The sequence below is a fragment of the Antarcticimicrobium sp. genome (assembly GCF_029212575.1).
Taxonomy (GTDB): Bacteria; Pseudomonadota; Alphaproteobacteria; order Rhodobacterales; family Rhodobacteraceae; genus Antarcticimicrobium.
This window is the reverse complement of sequence record NZ_JARGPK010000044.1, coordinates 1-17,426: the sequence shown is the minus strand read 5'-3', so window position 1 is coordinate 17,426 and position 17,426 is coordinate 1. Positions and strand designations below refer to the sequence as shown.

15 protein-coding genes, 1 tRNA gene and 1 other annotated feature are annotated in these 17,426 nt (G+C 66.3%); of the genes, 7 read left to right on the top strand and 9 right to left on the bottom strand.

Going from position 1 to position 17,426, the window contains the following annotated elements; translation table 11 throughout:
- Nucleotides 1–22: 22 nt before the first annotated feature.
- Nucleotides 23–1,630 carry an iron ABC transporter permease gene (locus tag P1U75_RS08920; protein ID WP_300242348.1) on the top strand — a complete coding sequence of 536 codons (1,608 nt, stop codon included), beginning with the start codon at nucleotides 23–25 and terminating at the stop codon, nucleotides 1,628–1,630.
- A gap of 225 nt (nucleotides 1,631–1,855) precedes the next feature.
- On the opposite strand, the gene P1U75_RS08915 is transcribed toward P1U75_RS08920, so the two are convergent.
- The 3 genes from P1U75_RS08915 to P1U75_RS08905 form a co-directional block, all read right to left on the bottom strand.
- A complete protein-coding gene (locus P1U75_RS08915) occupies nucleotides 1,856–2,875 on the bottom strand; it encodes a Fe(3+) ABC transporter substrate-binding protein (RefSeq protein ID WP_300242268.1) in 1,020 nt (339 codons plus the stop codon).
- Nucleotides 2,876–3,066: 191 nt separating this feature from the next.
- Nucleotides 3,067–3,192 carry a type B 50S ribosomal protein L36 gene (gene ykgO, locus P1U75_RS08910; protein ID WP_132827779.1) on the bottom strand — a complete coding sequence of 42 codons (126 nt, stop codon included), beginning with the start codon at nucleotides 3,190–3,192 and terminating at the stop codon, nucleotides 3,067–3,069.
- A gap of 78 nt (nucleotides 3,193–3,270) precedes the next feature.
- Nucleotides 3,271–3,345 (bottom strand) — tRNA-Val (locus P1U75_RS08905).
- 147 nt (nucleotides 3,346–3,492) lie between these two features.
- On the opposite strand from P1U75_RS08905, the gene P1U75_RS08900 reads away from it, so the two are divergent.
- Nucleotides 3,493–4,353 (top strand): N-formylglutamate amidohydrolase, encoded by an 861-nt coding sequence (locus P1U75_RS08900; RefSeq protein ID WP_300242264.1) that lies wholly within the window; start codon nucleotides 3,493–3,495, stop codon nucleotides 4,351–4,353.
- 139 nt (nucleotides 4,354–4,492) lie between these two features.
- On the opposite strand, the gene P1U75_RS08895 is transcribed toward P1U75_RS08900, so the two are convergent.
- On the bottom strand, nucleotides 4,493–5,767 hold the full coding sequence (locus tag P1U75_RS08895; protein ID WP_300242346.1) for a DNA polymerase IV: 1,275 nt from the start codon (nucleotides 5,765–5,767) through the stop codon (nucleotides 4,493–4,495).
- 70 nt (nucleotides 5,768–5,837) lie between these two features.
- Here P1U75_RS08895 and P1U75_RS08890 point away from each other — a divergent pair, with 70 nt between their 5' ends.
- Nucleotides 5,838–6,272 carry an NUDIX hydrolase gene (locus P1U75_RS08890; RefSeq protein ID WP_300242262.1) on the top strand — a complete coding sequence of 145 codons (435 nt, stop codon included), beginning with the start codon at nucleotides 5,838–5,840 and terminating at the stop codon, nucleotides 6,270–6,272.
- Between the two features lie 235 nt (nucleotides 6,273–6,507).
- Here P1U75_RS08890 and pyrF read toward each other — a convergent pair whose 3' ends face one another.
- The gene (gene pyrF / locus P1U75_RS08885; protein WP_300242259.1) at nucleotides 6,508–7,203 is read right to left on the bottom strand and encodes an orotidine-5'-phosphate decarboxylase; all 696 of its coding nucleotides are present in this window, start codon (nucleotides 7,201–7,203) and stop codon (nucleotides 6,508–6,510) included.
- Between the two features lie 70 nt (nucleotides 7,204–7,273).
- Nucleotides 7,274–7,540: a hypothetical protein gene (locus P1U75_RS08880; RefSeq protein WP_300242257.1), complete on the bottom strand. Its 267-nt coding sequence runs from the start codon at nucleotides 7,538–7,540 to the stop codon at nucleotides 7,274–7,276.
- Nucleotides 7,541–7,763: 223 nt separating this feature from the next.
- Between P1U75_RS08880 and clpB the strand changes: the two genes are divergently transcribed.
- A complete protein-coding gene (gene clpB, locus P1U75_RS08875; RefSeq protein WP_300242255.1) occupies nucleotides 7,764–10,382 on the top strand; it encodes an ATP-dependent chaperone ClpB in 2,619 nt (872 codons plus the stop codon).
- Nucleotides 10,383–10,462: 80 nt separating this feature from the next.
- On the opposite strand, the gene P1U75_RS08870 is transcribed toward clpB, so the two are convergent.
- From P1U75_RS08870 to P1U75_RS08860, 3 genes are all read right to left on the bottom strand, one after another.
- On the bottom strand, nucleotides 10,463–11,320 hold the full coding sequence (locus P1U75_RS08870; RefSeq protein WP_300242253.1) for a universal stress protein: 858 nt from the start codon (nucleotides 11,318–11,320) through the stop codon (nucleotides 10,463–10,465).
- 14 nt (nucleotides 11,321–11,334) lie between these two features.
- Nucleotides 11,335–12,825 carry a SulP family inorganic anion transporter gene (locus P1U75_RS08865; protein WP_300242251.1) on the bottom strand — a complete coding sequence of 497 codons (1,491 nt, stop codon included), beginning with the start codon at nucleotides 12,823–12,825 and terminating at the stop codon, nucleotides 11,335–11,337.
- A gap of 65 nt (nucleotides 12,826–12,890) precedes the next feature.
- Nucleotides 12,891–12,948: a sequence feature (sul1 is cis-regulatory element that is thought to sense ions involved in sulfur or methionine metabolism; They are found in Alphaproteobacteria), on the bottom strand.
- A gap of 382 nt (nucleotides 12,949–13,330) precedes the next feature.
- The gene (locus tag P1U75_RS08860) at nucleotides 13,331–13,771 is read right to left on the bottom strand and encodes a DUF302 domain-containing protein (protein WP_300242249.1); all 441 of its coding nucleotides are present in this window, start codon (nucleotides 13,769–13,771) and stop codon (nucleotides 13,331–13,333) included.
- A 112-nt stretch (nucleotides 13,772–13,883) separates the two neighbouring features.
- Here P1U75_RS08860 and P1U75_RS08855 point away from each other — a divergent pair, with 112 nt between their 5' ends.
- The 3 genes from P1U75_RS08855 (at nucleotide 13,884) to msrQ (ending at nucleotide 16,959) form a co-directional block, all read left to right on the top strand.
- Nucleotides 13,884–15,377 (top strand): FMN-binding glutamate synthase family protein, encoded by a 1,494-nt coding sequence (locus tag P1U75_RS08855; protein WP_300242247.1) that lies wholly within the window; start codon nucleotides 13,884–13,886, stop codon nucleotides 15,375–15,377.
- A 66-nt stretch (nucleotides 15,378–15,443) separates the two neighbouring features.
- Nucleotides 15,444–16,355 carry a protein-methionine-sulfoxide reductase catalytic subunit MsrP gene (msrP, locus tag P1U75_RS08850; RefSeq protein ID WP_300242245.1) on the top strand — a complete coding sequence of 304 codons (912 nt, stop codon included), beginning with the start codon at nucleotides 15,444–15,446 and terminating at the stop codon, nucleotides 16,353–16,355.
- A gap of 1 nt (nucleotide 16,356) precedes the next feature.
- Complete coding sequence (gene msrQ / locus P1U75_RS08845) at nucleotides 16,357–16,959, top strand: protein-methionine-sulfoxide reductase heme-binding subunit MsrQ (protein WP_300242243.1); 603 nt, start codon at nucleotides 16,357–16,359, stop codon at nucleotides 16,957–16,959.
- Nucleotides 16,960–17,426 lie beyond the last annotated feature (467 nt).

Genomic DNA, 17,426 nt, shown 5'->3' with positions numbered 1-17,426 from the left:
CCACGGCGCCCGTGGCACCCGGCTGCTGGGCGTGCTGGCCAGCACCGTGGCCGCCGCCTGCCTGCTGCCGATGCTCGCCGTGGCGATTGCGGCACTCACCGGCGGCACCGAAACCGTGCGCCACCTGCTCGACACCGTGCTGCCGGGCTATGCCGGCGCCACGCTGGTGCTGGCCGCGCTGGTGGCCCTCGGCACCTTTGCCATCGGTGTCGGCGCCGCCTGGCTGGTGACGATGACCCGGTTTCCCGGCGTGCGCCTGCTGGAGATCGCGCTGATCCTGCCGCTGGCCTTCCCGGCCTATGTGCTGGCCTATGCCTATACGCACCTGCTGGATCACCCCGGCATCGTGCAATCCACCCTGCGCCAGGTCACAGGCTGGGGGCCGCGCGACTACTGGTTCCCCGAGATCCGCTCGCTCGGCGGCGCGGCGGTGATGCTGGTGCTGGTGTTCTACCCCTACGTCTACCTGCTCGCCCGCGCCGCCTTCCTGCAACAAAGCTCGGGCGCCTTCCTCGCCGCCCGCACCCTGGGCCACAGCGCCTGGTACGCGTTCTGGCGCGTCAGCCTGCCGATGGCGCGCCCGGCCATCGCCGGCGGCGTGCTGCTGGCGGTGATGGAGACCATCGCCGATTTCGGCACCGTCGCCTATTTCGGCGTCCAGACCTTCGCCACCGGCATCTACACCAGCTGGTTCACCATGGCCGACCGTGCCGCCGCCGCCCAGCTCGCGCTCTGCCTGCTGGGGTTTGCCCTGATGCTGGCCGTGGCCGAGCGGACCTCGCGCGGCAAGGCGCAATACCACCACGCCGGCAAGCGCCACATGAAGATGCCGCCGGCGCCGCTCACCGGGCTGCGCGCCGCGCTGGCCTTCGCGCTCTGCGCCACGCCGGTGCTGCTCGGCTTCCTGCTGCCGGCGGTGGTCCTTCTGGTCATGGGGCTGGGCTCCGAGCAGAACCTGCTCAGCAGCCGCTACACCGGCTTCATCCGCAACTCTGTCACACTGGCCGGGACCGCAGCGGTGGTCACGCTCTGCGCCGCCATCATCGTCGGCTTCTTCCAGCGGCTGCGCCCGGGGCGCAGGTCGGGGATCGCCGCCTATCTGGCGCGGCTGGGCTACGCGGTGCCCGGCGGGGTGATCGCGGTGGGGCTGCTGGTGCCCTTCGCCGCCTTCGACAACGCGCTCGACGGCTGGATGCGCGACACCTTCGACATCTCCACCGGGCTTTTGATCACCGGGTCGATCTGGCTGCTGGTCGCGGCCTACATGGTGCGTTTCCTCGCCGCAGCACTTGGCGCCTACGAGGGCGGCCAAAGCACGGTGCACGTGAACATGGACGCCGCCGCCCGCTCGCTGGGGGAATCGCCCCTGGGCACGCTGCGCCGCATCCACCTTCCGATCCTCACCCCCAGCCTGATGACCGCGCTGCTGATTGTCTTCGTCGACGTGATGAAGGAACTGCCGGCCACCCTGATCATGCGCCCCTTCAACTACGACACGCTGGCGGTGCAGGCCTATCGGCTGGCCTCCGACGAACGGCTCGAGGGGGCGGCGGTGCCCTCGCTGGTGATCATGGCGGTGGGGCTTTTGCCGGTGATCCTGATCTGCAGACAGGTCGGGCGCCGCGACTGAGGGTCGTCTTGCCGGGGGCGCTGCCCCCGCCGCGCTGGCGCGCGTCCCCCCGGAGTATTTCGCAACGAGAAGAAGGGGAAACGGGCCGCCCTTCTTCTCGTTTCAAATACTCGATCCGCCGCCCACCCCCAGTGCCAGGCCCCCGGTGCCAGGCCCACGAAAAGGGTCCACGAAAAAGGCGCGGGAAGAAGCCCCCCGCGCCCACGTAGCCGATAAACGCGGAGCTTACTCCCAGCCGACCTCGTTGAAGATCTTCTGCGCCTCCGGCAGCCGCGCCGCCACCGCCGAAAGGTCCACATCGTCGGGCTTGAAGAACCCGAGTGCGGCAACGCTCGGCGACAGGCCGACCCCCGGAACCGCCGGGTATTCGTCATTGCCGGCCGAGAAATACTTCTGCGCCTGCTCGCTGGCCAGGTACTCCAGGAACCTGATCGCGTTGTCGCGGTGCGGCGCATGCACCGCCACGCCGCCGCCCGACAGGTTCATATGCGCCCCTTCGGCGTTCTGCGACGGGAACACCCAGCCGATCATGCCGATCTGGTCGCTGACCCCCTTCACGTCGGTCCGGATGGCGCGGGCGAAGTAATAGCTGTTGGAGACCGCGATCTCGCACTCGCCCGAGACGATGCCGCGCAGCTGGTCAGTGTCGCCGCCCTGCGGTGCGCGGGCCATGTTGGCGACCACGCCCTTGGCCCAGGCGCGGGCGGTGTCCGGCCCGTGATTCTCGATGATCGAGGCCAGCAGCGTCTGGTTATAGGTGTTCGACGAGGACCGGATGCAGACCAGCCCCTTGTACCTGGGATCGGAGAGATCGAGATAGGTGCGCGGCGGGTCGTTGACCTCGGCCTTGTCGTAAAAGATGATCCGCGCCCGCTGCGAGAAGCCGAACCACTGGTTGTCGGCGTCCTGAAGATAGCCGGGCACGCGCGTCTCGAGAACGGCGCTGTCGATGGATTGCAGCACACCGGCGTCCTTGGCCCGCTTCAACCGCGAGGTATCGACCGTGAGAAGGATGTCGGCGGGGGAATTGCGGCCCTCGGCCTGCATCCGCGCGATCAGCTCGTCGGCCTTGCCCTCGATCCGGTTGACGGTGATGCCCGTGGCCGCCTCGAAATCGGAGTAGAGCCGCTCGTCGGTGTCGTAGTGGCGGGAAGAGTAAATGTTGACCTCGCCCTCGGCCAGCGCTGCCGCCGGGGCCAGCGCCGTCATCAGCGCCACGGTGCCATATGTCAGTATCTGTCGCATCATGTGTCCCTTGCGATTTCCGGGTTCGGACAGAGAATGTCCGACTGATTTAATCAGATACCTGATTCCGCGCCGCATGCAAATCCAAAACCGAGTCAATCAGTCGGAAAAGACCGCGCGGCGACCCGCCGCCAACGCGAAAAACCGCGCCTTGTGGGGCGCGGTTTTTGATCTTCCGGCGGGCGGAATTCTCAGCCCTGGCGGGCCTTGAACCGGCGCTGGGTCTTGTTGACCACGTAAACGCGGCCTTTGCGACGAACGACCCGGCAATCGCGGTGCCGGTTCTTCAGCGAGCGGAGCGAGTTCTTGACCTTCATGGCCTGTCTCCTGTTCCTGCGGCGCGGGCCAGCGCCTGGGGTTGGCGGGTGCCCCGGTTGCCCGGGACAGTGAATTCATGGTGGGCGGTACAAGGTTCGAACTTGTGACCCCTTCGATGTCAACGAAGTGCTCTACCACTGAGCTAACCGCCCATGAATCCCGGCATCGAAAGGCCCCACAAAGAAAATGGGGCGCGGATTTCCGCGCCGGTAGCGGGGTCTATAAAAGGACTCGCCAAGGTTATCAAGGGCTTTTGGCAGCGGTTTTTGCGGGCTATGTTTCTCCGGCGAGGAGTGCCGATGCCCCAGACCGCCTTCCACCTGGCTGAACCCGAACAGCCCCTGTCCTGTGTGGTCTTCGCCTCGCCGCATTCGGGCTGCGACTACCCCGATTGGTTCGTACGGCGCTCGCTGCTGGACCGCCAGGCGATTCGCTCCTCCGAGGATGCCTTCGTCGACCGTCTGTTCGACGCGGCGCCCGAATTTGGCGCGCCGCTGCTGCGCGCCCGCGCGCCGCGCGCCTTCGTCGATCTCAACCGCAGCCCGGACGAACTTGACCCGGCGCTGATTCACGGCGCGCGCCGGAACGGCCATAATCCCCGCGTCGCCTCGGGGCTGGGGGTGATTCCCCGGGTGGTGGCCAACGGCCGGGCGATCCACCGCGGCAAGATCGCCATGGACGAGGCCCGCGCCCGCATCGACCACTACTGGCGCCCCTACCACGCGGCGCTGCAGACTCTGCTCGACCGGGCCCACGACGGCTTTGGCCAGGCGGTTCTGATCGACTGCCACTCGATGCCGCACGAGGCGATGGACGGCGTCGCGCGCAGCACCTCGCCGCGCCCCGAAATCGTGCTCGGCGACCGCTTCGGCGCCGCCGCCGACGCCGGGATCGTCGACCGGGTCGAGGCCGCCTTTGCCGCGGCCGGGCTGACCGTGGCGCGCAACGCGCCCTTTGCCGGCGCCTATGTCGCCCAGGCCTACGGCCGCCCCTCGCGCCGCCAGCATGCCATCCAGGTGGAGATCGACCGCGCGCTTTACATGGACGAAAAGCGAATCGAACCCAGCGCGGATTTCGACGCCTTCCGCGCCCTGCTGCGCGGCGTCATCGCCGAGGTTGCCGCCATCGGGCGCGAGGAGCTGCCGCTGGCGGCGGAATAGGGGGGGCAGGGCCAGGGCGGCGGCGGGCTGAAGCCCGCCCTACGCGGATCGCGTTGTTCGTGTCGCCGGGCGTAGGCCGGGCTTCAGCCCGGCATCCCGCGCACGATCTTCAAACCCGGACGGCTCCGCCACGCGTCCCTTACCGCAACGCCCGCCCCTTCAGAATCGCGTCGGGGCCGAATCGCTGGCGGATCGCGTCGGTCGCCCGCTCGGCGCCGCTGCGCCGCGCCGCGCCCGGGTCCAGCAGGTCGCCCGAGATATCCGCCTCGGCCTCCGGGCACAGTTCCGAGATCCCCACCCCGAGCAGCCGGTAGGGCCCGGCGTCGCCGACCTGGTCGAACAGCGCCCGCGCGTGGCGATAGATGCGATCGGCGATCTGGGTGGCGTCGCGCAGCGTCTCGCGCCGGCTCAGCAGGGAATGATCGGCCCGCTTGAGCTTCAGCACCACCACCCGCCCGGCAAGGCCCTTGGCCTTGGCCCGGTCTGACACCTTCTCGGACATCCGCCACAGGTGCCCGTCGAGGATCTCGGTGTCCCCGGTGTCCTCGTGAAAGGTGGTCTCGTTCGAGATCGACTTCATCGGCGCATTGGCCGAGACCCGCCGCCGGTCCTGTCCCCGCGCCAGGTGATACAGACGCTCGCCCATGGTGCCGAACCGCGCGTGCAGATCGCGCTGCTCCCAGCGCAGCAGGTCGGCGAAGGTGCGGATGCCCGCGCGCTCCAGCGCCGCCTGTCCCGCCGGCCCGATCCCCCAGATCATCCGCACCGGCCGGTCGCGCAGGAAATCCGCCGTCTCGGCCCGCCCGATCACCGAGAATCCGCGCGGCTTGTCCAGGTCCGAGGCCACCTTGGCGAGGAATTTGTTGTGGCTCAGCCCGATCGACCCGGTCAGGCCCAGCTCCGCCTTCATCCGCCGCACCAGCCGCGCCAGCATCACCGCCGGCGGCACCCCGTGCAGCTTCTCGGTGCCCGACAGATCCAGGAACGCCTCGTCCAGCGACAGCGGCTCCACCGCCGGGGTCAGCTCCTCCATCAACGCGCGGATCTGGCGCGACGCGGCGGCATAGGCCTCCATCCGCGGCCGGATCACCACCGCCTCGGGACAGAGCTTCAGCGCCTGGAACATCGGCATCGCCGAATGCACGCCGCGGATGCGCGCCACGTAGCAGGCGGTCGAGACCACGCCGCGCCGCCCGCCGCCAATGATCACCGGCTTGCCCGCCAGTTCCGGGTTGTCGCGCTTTTCCACGCTGGCATAGAAGGCGTCGCAATCCATATGCGCGATGGTCAGGTCGAACAGTTCCGGATGCGCCAGCACCCGCGGGCTGGCACAGGACGGGCAGCGGCGCGCCCGCGCCGGGGCGGCGTCGGCCAGCTCGAACCGGGTCAGGCAATCACGGCAAAGCGCTTGCATCGGGTGGAATCTCGGCGTGGTGGTGCTTAACTGCTGGCGCAGGATAGGCCGGAACGGCGGAACAGTCAGCATGTCACATCAACCCCTCGATATCGTCGCCCCCTTCGCCGGGGCCAAGCTGGCGCTGTTCCTGGGCGACGATCTGCTGGTGATCCAGCGCGACGACCGACCCGACATTCCCTGGCCCGGCCACTGGGATCTGCCCGGCGGCGGCCGCGAGGGGGAGGAAACCCCGATCGCCTGCGCCCTGCGCGAAACCCGCGAGGAGGTCGGGCTCGTGATCGCGCCCGGGGACGTGAGCTGGTCGCACAGCTACCAGCGTCCGCATGGCCGCGTCTGGTTTTTCGTCGCGCATATGTCGGCCGATCTGGTCCACGTGGTGCGGTTCGGGGACGAGGGGCAGTGCTGGCGCCTGATGCCGCCCGGGGACTATTGCCGCCACCCGCTTGCGGTGCCGCATTTCGCCGAGCAACTGGCGCGGTATCTCGGCCTGAACGACGGCTGAGCAGGCATGGGCGAGGGGGCAGAGACCGGCCCCATAGAAAGACCCCCCGCTGCTGAGGCGGGGGGAAGGTAACGAACCACAGGAAGAAAAGGTCCGTTGGGGGAGTGTCTCGATACCAGACTCCCTCAAAACCGGCCTTTGGTGAAGCCCGGAGTCCCGGATCAGGCTCAGCAGGTCACAAGATGTTGTTTTTGTGTCACGGAAACTGCGCAAATATGCAACATCGGCGTGCGAATCAGGCCCCGGCCAGCTCGTCCAGGATCGCCTGCGCCGCGCCGCGCGGGTCCGCCGCCTGCCAGATCGGTCGCCCGACCACGATGTGATCGGCGCCGGAGCGGATCGCGCCGGCGGGGGTTGCCACCCGCTTCTGATCGCCCAGCGCGGCGCCGGCCGGGCGCACCCCCGGCGTCACGATCAGCCGCCCCGCCGCCTCTGGCAAGGCCCGGATCGCGGCCGCCTCCTGCGGGCTGGCGATCACCCCGTCGGCCCCGGCCTCCAGCGCACGCGCGGCGCGTTCCAGCACCAGGTCGGCGACATCGCCCGGCTTCATCAGCCCGTCGTCCAGATCGCCACGGTCGAGCGAGGTCAGGATCGTCACCGCAAGGATCTTCAGGTCGCTTCCCGCAGCACCTTGCTTGGCCGCCCGCACCACATGCGGGTCGCCGTGCACGGTCAGGAATTCCAGATCGAACCGCGACAGGCCGCGCACCGCCGCCTCCACCGTGGCGCCGATGTCGAAAAGCTTCATGTCGAGAAAGATGCGCTTGCCATGCTCGGCGGTCAGCTCGTTGGCCAGGCCCAGACCGCCGCCGGTGAGCATTCCGAGGCCGATCTTGTAGAAGCCGACGGCATCGCCAAGTTTCGTGGTCAGCGCCAGCGCCTCAATCGCATTCGGCACATCCAGGGCAACGATCAGGCGGTCATCGGGCATCGGGGTCTCCTCGGGGCTGCGGGCGGCTTCTCTCTAGGCCGCGCCGCAGGTCCGCGCAAGGGAACCCGGCTCAGGCCAGCGCGGGGGCCGGCGACAGGTTGGCGGACAATTCCAGCGTCTTGCCGCCGGAGCGGAACTCCGGCATCCGGCGCATCTGGCGCAGCGCCTCGCGCAGAAACGCCTCCAGCCGTGCTCCGGGCGTATCGATGCCCTCAAGGTTCACCGCGCAGAACAGGGTGACGAACCGGTCGGCCATGGTCAGGGAAACTCGCGCCGTGTGCTGGGTCTGGTCCGGGAAAAAGGTCTCTTGGGAAATCTCGTAATCCGTGATCTGCATATCTGCCTCCTGTTTTGCGGCAGGATTGCCCGGCAATCGGAGCAGGAATAAGGCAGCGCACGGGCATTTCCGCGACTCGCCCGTCGCGAAATCTGCACCGAAAACCCGGTCACGCGGTCTTGAACTGCCCAGCCGGTTTCCCAAATTGAAATGTGAGGCCCGATACCCGGTGTGCCGCAAGGCGGGCACCGAAAACCAGGGGCGCTTGAAAAAGGAGAGACGAATGGACTTGAACAAGTTCACCGAGCGGGCACGTGGTTTCGTGCAGGCCGCACAGACAATCGCGATGCGCGAAGGGCACCAGCGACTGGCGCCAGAACACCTTCTCAAGGCATTGATGGACGACGATCAGGGGCTTGCCAGCAACCTGATCCAGCGGTCCGGCGGCGCCCCCGCACGCGTGGTCGAGGCGCTCGATGTCGCGATGACCAAGATCCCCAAGGTCGGCGGCGACGCGGGCCAGATCTATCTCGATACGCAAACCGCCAAGGTGCTGGACGAGGCCGAGAAGATCGCCAAGAAGGCCGGCGACAGCTTCGTGCCCGTCGAACGCATCCTGATGGCGCTCTGCATGGTCAAGTCCAAGGCGAAAGAGGCGCTGGAGGCCGGCGCCGTCACCGCCCAGAAACTGAACGAGGCGATCAACGACATCCGCAAGGGGCGCACCGCCGATACCGCCTCGGCGGAAGAGGGCTATGATGCGCTCAAGAAATACGCGCGCGACCTGACCGAGGCCGCCGCCGAGGGCAAGATCGACCCGATCATCGGTCGCGACGACGAGATCCGCCGCTCGATGCAGGTGCTGTCGCGCCGCACCAAGAACAACCCGGTGCTGATCGGCGAACCCGGTGTCGGCAAGACCGCCATCGCCGAGGGCATGGCCCTGCGCATCATCAACGGCGACGTTCCTGAAAGCCTCAAGAACAAGAAGCTGTTGGCGCTCGACATGGGCGCGCTGATCGCCGGTGCGAAGTATCGCGGCGAGTTCGAGGAACGGCTCAAGGCCGTCCTGAAGGAAATCGAGGACGCCGCGGGAGAGATCATCCTGTTCATCGACGAGATGCACACGCTCGTGGGTGCCGGCAAGGCCGATGGCGCGATGGACGCCGCCAACCTGATCAAGCCGGCATTGGCGCGCGGCGAGCTGCACTGCTTCGGCGCCACCACGCTGGACGAGTATCGCAAATACGTCGAAAAGGACGCCGCCCTTGCCCGCCGGTTCCAGCCGGTGATGGTGACCGAGCCCACCGTCGAGGACACCATCAGCATCCTGCGCGGCATCAAGGAAAAGTACGAGCTTCACCATGGCGTGCGAATCTCCGACTCCGCCCTCGTCTCCGCCGCGACGCTCTCGAACCGCTACATCACCGACCGCTTCCTGCCCGACAAGGCGATCGACCTCGTGGACGAGGCCGCCAGCCGCCTGCGCATGGAGGTGGACAGCAAACCCGAAGAGCTTGACCAGCTCGACCGCCAGATCCTGCAATTGCAGATCGAGGAACAGGCGCTCAAGCTCGAGGATGACACCGCCTCGCGCGACCGGCTGGAGACCCTGCAAAAGGATCTTGCCGACCTGCAGGAGAAATCGTCGGAAATGACCGCCCAGTGGCAGGCCGAGCGTGACAAGCTCGCCGGCGCCCGCGACCTCAAGGAACAGCTTGACCGCGCCCGCGCCGATCTGGAGATCGCCAAGCGCGAGGGCAACCTCGCCAAGGCAGGCGAGCTGTCCTACGGGGTGATCCCGCAGCTGGAAAAACAGCTCGCCCAGGCCGAACAGGCCGAGGACGAGGGCATGATGGTCGAAGAGGCCGTCCGCCCCGAGCAGATCGCGGCGGTGGTCGAACGCTGGACCGGCATCCCCACCTCCAAGATGCTGGAGGGCGAGCGCGAGAAGCTCTTGCGCATGGAAGACGAGCTGCACAAGCGCGTCATCGGCCAGGACGCCGCCGTGCGCGCGGTTGCCAATGCCGTGCGCCGGGCCCGCGCCGGGCTCAACGACGAGGGGCGGCCGCTGGGCAGCTTCCTGTTTCTCGGCCCGACCGGCGTCGGCAAGACCGAGCTGACCAAGGCGGTCGCCAACTATCTCTTTGACGACGACAACGCGATGGTGCGCATCGACATGTCCGAGTTCATGGAGAAACACGCCGTCGCCCGCCTGATCGGTGCGCCCCCGGGCTATGTCGGCTATGACGAGGGCGGGGTGCTGACCGAGGCGGTGCGCCGCCGGCCCTATCAGGTGGTGCTGTTCGACGAGGTCGAAAAGGCCCACCCGGACGTCTTCAACGTGCTCCTGCAGGTGCTTGATGACGGCGTGTTGACCGACGGGCACGGCCGCACCGTGGACTTCAAGCAAACCCTGATCGTGCTGACCTCCAACCTCGGCTCCCAGGCGCTCAGCCAGCTGCCCGAGGGGTCCGACAGCGCCCAGGCCAAGCATGACGTGATGGACGCGGTGCGGGCCCATTTCCGCCCCGAATTCCTCAACCGTCTGGACGAGACCATCATCTTCGACCGGCTCAGCCGCGGCAACATGGATGGCATCGTCGATATCCAGATGGCCCGCCTGCGCAAGCGGCTGGAGGCGCGCAAGATCACGCTGGAACTGGACGACGGCGCCCGCAAATGGCTCGCCGACGAGGGCTATGACCCGGTGTTCGGCGCCCGCCCGCTGAAACGGGTGATCCAGACCGCGCTGCAGAACCCGCTGGCCGAGATGCTGCTCGCGGGCGACGTCAAGGATGGCGATACGCTGCCAGTCACCGCCGGCGCCGACGGGCTGCTGATCGGCGAAAAGGTGGGCGCAACCAACCGGCCCAAGCCGGACGATGCCGTGGTGCATTGATCCCGCAGGCCTGAAAAACCAAAGGCCCGCCAGCGATGGCGGGCCTTTTCCGTCTCCGGCGGCAGGGGGCCGTCAGCCGGTCACCGCATGATCAGAACCGGCACCCGGCAGGATCGAATCATCTCGGTCGTCGTCGACCCGATGATGAGCGAGCGCACGCGGGAATGGCCATAGGCGCCCATGACCAGCAACTCGTGCTCGGCCGCGCCGGTGATTTGGGCCAGCACCTTCTCCGGCTCTCCCGCGCGCAGGATGGTCTCCGGCGCAAAACCGCCCGCCTTCAGCGTCGCGGCGGCCCCCTCCAGCGATCTGCGGATCTCCGGCGTGTCGCGCCCGGCAAACACCAGCGAAATCTTCAACCCGGCGAACAGCGGGCTGCGGGCGATGTAATCGACCGCCTTCAGCGCCGAGGCGCCGCCGTCAAAGGCGACCAGAACCTTTTCCACCGGCTTGAAGGCGCGGTTGGCGATGAAAACCGGCCGGTGGCTTGCCCGGACGATGCGCTCCAGGTTCGACCCAAGGTGCTCCATGGCGATGCCCGCGGCCTCGCCCCGCTTGCCGATCACGATCATGTCGCCGGTCTCTTCCTTGGCGGTCACCGTCTCGACAAGGTCGCCCTGGCGCAGCCGGGTCTCGACCTCGATCTCGCCGTCCGTCTGGATGATCGCCTTCGCATCCTCAAGGATGGCGCGGCCATGTTCATGCGAAAGCCTGGCGCGCTCGGCATCCAGTTCCGACAGCTGTTCAAGAAGCCGCGTGCGCGCCCCCAGCCGGATCGCCCCGGAAAGATCCTGCTTCTCGGTCCCCTGGCGGCGCCCCATGACGTGATAGACCTTCACCTTCCAGCCGTTTCTGCCGGCGATCCAGGCCGCGTGGTGGCAGACGCTTTCGGAATAGGCCGAGCCGTCGACCAATGCGATGAGCGTGTTGGTTGTCATTGTCCTGTCCTCCCTCAATGGCCCATCAACTGATCCATCGCGCCCGGCCTGTCATGAATGGCAAGCTTGTCGATGATGGTCTCGGAGGCCTCGTTCATCCCGATCAGGTCAACCTCGGCACCCTCCCGGCGGAACTTGAGCACGGCCATGTCCACCGCCGCAACCGAGGATATGTCCCAGATATGCGCGCGGCTCAGGTCGATGGTGACCTTCTCGGGCGCTTCCTTGAAATCAAAGGCCCGCATGAAATCCTCGGACGAGGCAAAGAAAAGCTGCCCCAGCACGTGATAGGTGCGGTGGGTGCCGTCCGCGGTGATCTCGCTGGTCACGCGGAACAGCTGGGCGATCTTCCAGGCAAAGAAAATCCCGGAAAGCAGCACGCCGACAAGAACCCCGATGGCCAGGTTGTGGGTGTAGACCACGAAGAACACCGTCGCCAGCATCACGATGGACGAGGAGGTCGGATGTTCGCGCAAGCTGCGGATCGAGGACCAGGAAAAGGTCCCGATCGAGACCATGATCATGATCGCCACCAGCGCGGCCATCGGGATGATCGCCACGATGTCCCCCAGCGCGACCACCATGATCAGCAGAAAGACACCGGCGGCAAAGGTCGACAGCCGCCCGCGACCGCCGGATTTCACGTTGATCATGGATTGGCCGATCATCGCGCAGCCCGCCATGCCGCCGATGAACCCGGTGGCGGTATTGGCGATGCCCTGGCCGATGCACTCCTGGTTGCGGTCCGACCCGGTATCAGTCAGGTCGTCCACGATTTGCTGCGTCATCAGGCTTTCCAGCAGGCCGACGACCGCGACGGCAAGCGAATAGGGAAAGATGATCGACAGCGTCTCGAATGTCAGCGGAATGTCCGGGATCAGGAACACCGGCAGCGTGTCGGGCAGCGCGCCCATGTCGCCCACCGTGCGCACGTCCCATCCCATGATCACGGTCAGTACGGTCAGCACGACGATGGTGACCAGCGGCGAGGGGATCGCCCGCGTGATCCGCGGGAAAAGATAGATGATCGCCAGACCGGCCGCGACCAGCGCATAGGTCAGCATGGGCACTTTCGACGGGTCAAGCTCGGGCAGTTGCGCCATGAAGATGAGGATGGCAAGCGCGTTGACGAACCCGGTCATCACCGATTTCGACACGAAGCGCATAACATATCCGAGTTTCAGTAACCCGGCGCCGATCTGGAGCAGCCCGGCAAGAACGGTCGCCGCCAGCAGGTATTCTAGGCCGTGGTCGCGCACCAGCGTGACCATCAGCACAGCCGTGGCCGCCGTCGCGGCCGAGATCATGCCCGGGCGGCCGCCGGTGATCGCGGTAATGACCGCGATCGAGAACGAGGCATAAAGCCCCACTTTGGGATCGACCCCGGCAATAATGGAAAAGGCGATGGCCTCGGGGATCAGCGCAAGCGCCACAACCAGGCCGGAGAGGAGGTCGCCGCGGACGTTATGCGTCCACTGCTGTCGGTATCGGGTAAGGGAGATCATGAGCAGGTCTTTTTCCTCAGGCCGCAAGCCGATGCTCGCGGTCTTTGTCGATGTATTCTGTCTTGGTTGGTCCGGCGGATCGGCGGCCGGAAGAGCCAGCCAGGGGTTTCACCTGACTCCTTGTTCGCTGCGCATGCTCATAGACAGGCAGGCCGCAGAAGCCAAGATTTCAATTGGCGCGGGGGCGATGCGGTTTCCCGTGCTGCCGGATTCTTGGGCGCCGCCTCGCGTGCGGCGTAGGGGGCGGGCCACGTCGGAGGGATATGGCCGGTGATGTTCGTGTTGTCGAAAAAGTCGGAGCTATTGACACTTCGACTCGGCTGGCGTTTCCCCAGCTGGCCGATCGTACAGAATCGGTCCGAAACTCCCCGTTCTACGGAAAACGGACGATCGCCCGCATGGGTGGAACGTACAGAACCGGCCCGAAACTCCCCGAAACGCACCATGAAAAAGGGGCGAGCCGCCACCGGCCCGCCCCTCATCCGGTCCGTTAACGCGCCGTGCGTTATTCGCCCAAGGCTGCCCTGGCGATCCCGTCCAGCATCGCCTGGACCTCCTGCATCGCGCCCTCGGGGAACTGGCGATAGCCCACGATCACCTCGCCGGGCTTGTCCGCCAGCTCCGCCACGAAGATGTCATAGGGGCAGTAGACGATGTTCAGCGGGTCGGCCTCCATCACGCTGCGCGACACTTTGGCCGAGCAGAAGGAATAGACATCTGCCTGCGAAAACAAGACCTTGTCAGATCCAACGTCCTCCCGCGTGCGCTCCAGCATGGTGCCGACATGGCTGACGTGATCGACCACAAGCCCGGCGTCGAGGATCGCGTTCTCGATCCCGAAGGCGACGTCGTCGAAACTCTGGTCGGTGGTGTAACGCACCATCTCCTGCGCCGCGGCCCCCTGCGCCGCCAGCACCATCGCCGCGACCATCAAAAAGGTTCTCATAACTCTCTCCCATTCCCGAACGCGTGACTTGCCAGCCCCGCCAATCGCCCTCACTGTCAAGGCTAACGCCTTGGCGTGCTTTGCGCAAAGTCAAACATATCGGAGTTTGTGAATGAATATCGCAGTGAACGCTGTCGAGCTTCTGGCGGGGCTCTTCATCGGTATGCTGGGCCTGCTGACATTGGTGCTGGCGGTGCTCTTCGTGATCGACCGGAGACAGACCGGCGACGCGATCCGGCGCAACTACCCTGTCATCGGCCGTTTCCGCTACCTTTTCAGCGAGTTGGGCGAATTCTTCCGCCAATATTTCTTTGCCATGGACCGCGAGGAACTGCCGTTCAACCGGGCGCAGCGCGACTGGGTCACGCGGGCCTCGACCGGCGAGAGCAACACGGTCGCCTTCGGCTCCACCCGCAACCTGAGCGTTCCGGGTACGGCGATCTTCGTCAACGCGCCGTTTCCGCCGCTCAACGACCAATACGCCAAGACCGAGCCGATGCTGATCGGTCCGACGGCGCGCACGCCCTACCTGGCGCCGTCGTTCTTCAACATCTCCGGCATGTCCTACGGGGCCATTTCCAAGCCCGCGGTCGAGGCGCTGAGCCGGGGTGCGAAAGAGGCCAACATCTGGCTCAACACCGGCGAGGGGGCACTGAGCCCGATGCACCTTGAGGGGGGCTGCGACCTAGTGTTCCAGATCGGCACCGCGAAATACGGGCTGCGCGATGCCGAGGGCAGGCTCGATGACGACAAGCTGCGTGCCATGGCCGCGCATGACTCCGTGCGCATGTTCGAGATCAAGCTGGCCCAGGGCGCCAAGCCGGGCAAGGGCGGCATCCTTCCGGCGGCCAAGATCACTCCGGAAATCGCCGAGATCCGCCATATTCCGATGGGCCAGGACAGTCTCTCGCCCAACCGCCACCCCGAGGTAAAGAGTTTTGACGAGCTGTTGGACATGATCGAACATGTGCGCGAAGTCACCGGCAAGCCGGTCGGGATCAAGACCGTTGCCGGCTCGGAGGAGGTGTTCCGCGGCTTCTTCGATGCCATCGTGCGGCGTGGTGCCGACAGCGCCCCGGATTTCATCACGCTCGACGGCGGTGAGGGTGGGACGGGCGCCGCGCCGATGCCGCTGATCGACCTGGTGGGCATGTCGGTGCGCGAGGCGCTTCCGGTGGTGGCCAACATCCGCGACGAACACGGGCTGAAGGAACGGGTGCGCCTGGTCGCCAGCGGCAAGCTGACCAATCCCGGCGATGTCGCCTGGGCGCTGGCGGCGGGGGCCGATTTCGTGACCTCGGCGCGCGGCTTCATGTTCGCGCTGGGCTGTATCCAGGCGCTGAAATGCAACAAGAACACCTGCCCGACCGGGATCACCACTCACGATCCGCACCTGCAAAAGGGGCTGGTGGTCGAGCGCAAGTATACCCGCGTGGCGCGCTATGCCCGTGGCCTGATCGGCGAGGTCGAGACCATTGCCCATTCGGTCGGCGTGGCCGAGCCGCGGCTGATGCGCCGGCGCCATGTGCGGATCGTGCAGGCCGATGGCCACAGCGTGCCGCTGAACGAGATCCTGCCAAGTTACAATCCTGTCTCCCAATCGTGAGGGCGCGTGTTTTGGCAGAGGTTCCCCTGTGCGCTAGGTCAAAGGCAGTGAACCGATGGAGAGAGCATGGCCTTTCGCTGGAAAAACGACCTGACCCGCGCCGACACCACACCGGAATGGGCCTTCCTCAACCGCCGGCAGGTGATCGCCGCCGCCGCCGCCGGTGCAGGGCTGGCCGCGCTGGGCGGCACGGCGCGGGCAACCGCTGACCCGGATCTCACCCCCAATTCCTGGGAGGAGATCACCGGTTACTGCAATTACTACGAGTTCGGAACCGGCAAGGAGGACCCGGCGGCCAATGCCGGCGTGATGACCACCGCCCCCTGGCAGATCCGGATCGACGGGATGGTCGAGCGGCCGGGCACCTATGACCTGTCCGAGATCCTGGCCGAGATGACGCTCGAGGAGCGCCTCTATCGCCTCCGCTGCGTCGAGGCTTGGTCGATGGTGGTCCCCTGGTCCGGGTTCGAGCTGGCCGACCTGCTGGACATGGTGGGGGTGCAGGACGGCGCGCGCTTTGTTGCCTTCGAGACGCTCTACCGCCCCGAGGAGATGCCGGGCACCCGCTACCTGGTGCTGGACTGGCCCTATCGCGAAGGGCTGCGGCTGGACGAGGCGCGTCACCCGCTGACGATCATGGCCACCGGCCTTTACGGCAAACCCCTGCCGAACCAGAACGGCGCGCCGATCCGCCTGGTGGTGCCCTGGAAATACGGGTTCAAGTCGATCAAGTCGGTGGTGCGGATCACTCTCACTGACGAAGAGCCCTATGCCACCTGGAACCAGACCAACGCGCGCGAATACGGGTTTTACAGCAACGTGAACCCTGAGGTGGATCATCCGCGCTGGAGCCAGGCGAGCGAGCGGCGTATTGGTAGCGGGCTGTTCTCCCGCCGCCAGCCGACCCTGATGTTCAACGGTTATGCCGATGAGGTCGCCCCCCTCTACGCGGGCATGGACCTTGCAAAGCACTTCTGACATGGGCGTCGATCGGCTGAATGGCTGGCTGCGCCGGGTTCCGACCTGGGCGGTCTATATTGCCGGCGCGCTTCCCGGTCCCCTGATGGTTTTCCAGGGCGCCACCGGTGGGCTGGGGGTAGAGCCGATCAAGGCGCTGGAACACGGGCTGGGCGCATGGGCGCTGCAGTTTCTGATCGCCGGCCTCGCCATCACCCCGCTGCGCCGGGGTCTGGGCCTGAACCTGATGCGGTTCCGTCGCGCCATCGGGGTGCTGGCCTTTTACTACCTCTGTCTTCATCTGCTGGTCTGGCTGGCGCTCGACGTGCGGAACCCGGCGCAGATCTGGGCCGACATCGTCAAGCGGCCCTACATCACCGTCGGCATGGCGGCGGCGCTTTTGTTGCTGCCCCTGGCGCTGACCTCGAACAACCTGTCGGTGCGCAGGCTGGGGGGCCGGTGGCGGCAGTTGCACCGGCTGGTCTACCCCGCGGTGCTGTTGGGCGCGGTACACTTCGTGATGCTGCGCAAGGGGCTCCAGCTCGAGCCGCTGCTCTACCTCTGCGCGGTTCTGGGGCTTCTGGCGCTGCGCCTTCCGGTTCGCCGCTGGCTGCAGGCGGCCTGATCAAGGGGTCCGAGTCGGGCGAATCCCCCGCACCGACGCCGTGATCCAGGCGTCATGGCGCGGGGTTTCAGGCCGGTCTTGTTGGTCGCCACCCAGGTAACACGACATATGGTATCCAGGCCCTGCGCGAGTCGATGGATGGGAATATCCGGCGCCCATGGCCGGGTACGGCAGGTGCCGAAGATGCCCGCATAACGCACTGTTTTCATGCGCCTTTCTTCTTCTTTGAAAAAAAGATGACGAATTATGAAAAAAGGGGTTGCGGGTTTTGGCGTCAAACTTTAGACACCCCTTCACCGGCGGCGCTGAGGCGCACAACGGGACGCCAGACGGGGCGGAGGGGACGGACGGCAGCGGTGCTGCGGCGCGGACCTTATGCCCGGCGAGGCGGAAAAATTAGAGGCAGATGAGGCGGGCGCGCCGAGGAATATAGGGCGCATCCGGTTTGATTTTGTCTCTGCGCTGTT

What these genes read in the sequence shown, in the direction of transcription:
- pyrF (WP_300242259.1), bottom strand. Translation starts at nt 7,203, where the DNA reads ATGCCCGATGACCGCCTGATCGTTGCCCTGGATGTGCCGAATGCGATT.
- P1U75_RS08900 (WP_300242264.1), top strand. Translation starts at nt 3,493, where the DNA reads ATGCCCCAGACCGCCTTCCACCTGGCTGAACCCGAACAGCCCCTGTCC.
- ykgO (WP_132827779.1), bottom strand. Translation starts at nt 3,192, where the DNA reads ATGAAGGTCAAGAACTCGCTCCGCTCGCTGAAGAACCGGCACCGCGAT.
- P1U75_RS08855 (WP_300242247.1), top strand. Translation starts at nt 13,884, where the DNA reads ATGAATATCGCAGTGAACGCTGTCGAGCTTCTGGCGGGGCTCTTCATC.
- clpB (WP_300242255.1), top strand. Translation starts at nt 7,764, where the DNA reads ATGGACTTGAACAAGTTCACCGAGCGGGCACGTGGTTTCGTGCAGGCC.
- P1U75_RS08880 (WP_300242257.1), bottom strand. Translation starts at nt 7,540, where the DNA reads ATGCAGATCACGGATTACGAGATTTCCCAAGAGACCTTTTTCCCGGAC.
- msrP (WP_300242245.1), top strand. Translation starts at nt 15,444, where the DNA reads ATGGCCTTTCGCTGGAAAAACGACCTGACCCGCGCCGACACCACACCG.
- P1U75_RS08870 (WP_300242253.1), bottom strand. Translation starts at nt 11,320, where the DNA reads ATGACAACCAACACGCTCATCGCATTGGTCGACGGCTCGGCCTATTCC.
- P1U75_RS08860 (WP_300242249.1), bottom strand. Translation starts at nt 13,771, where the DNA reads ATGAGAACCTTTTTGATGGTCGCGGCGATGGTGCTGGCGGCGCAGGGG.
- P1U75_RS08865 (WP_300242251.1), bottom strand. Translation starts at nt 12,825, where the DNA reads ATGATCTCCCTTACCCGATACCGACAGCAGTGGACGCATAACGTCCGC.
- P1U75_RS08895 (WP_300242346.1), bottom strand. Translation starts at nt 5,767, where the DNA reads ATGCAAGCGCTTTGCCGTGATTGCCTGACCCGGTTCGAGCTGGCCGAC.
- msrQ (WP_300242243.1), top strand. Translation starts at nt 16,357, where the DNA reads ATGGGCGTCGATCGGCTGAATGGCTGGCTGCGCCGGGTTCCGACCTGG.
- P1U75_RS08890 (WP_300242262.1), top strand. Translation starts at nt 5,838, where the DNA reads ATGTCACATCAACCCCTCGATATCGTCGCCCCCTTCGCCGGGGCCAAG.
- P1U75_RS08915 (WP_300242268.1), bottom strand. Translation starts at nt 2,875, where the DNA reads ATGCGACAGATACTGACATATGGCACCGTGGCGCTGATGACGGCGCTG.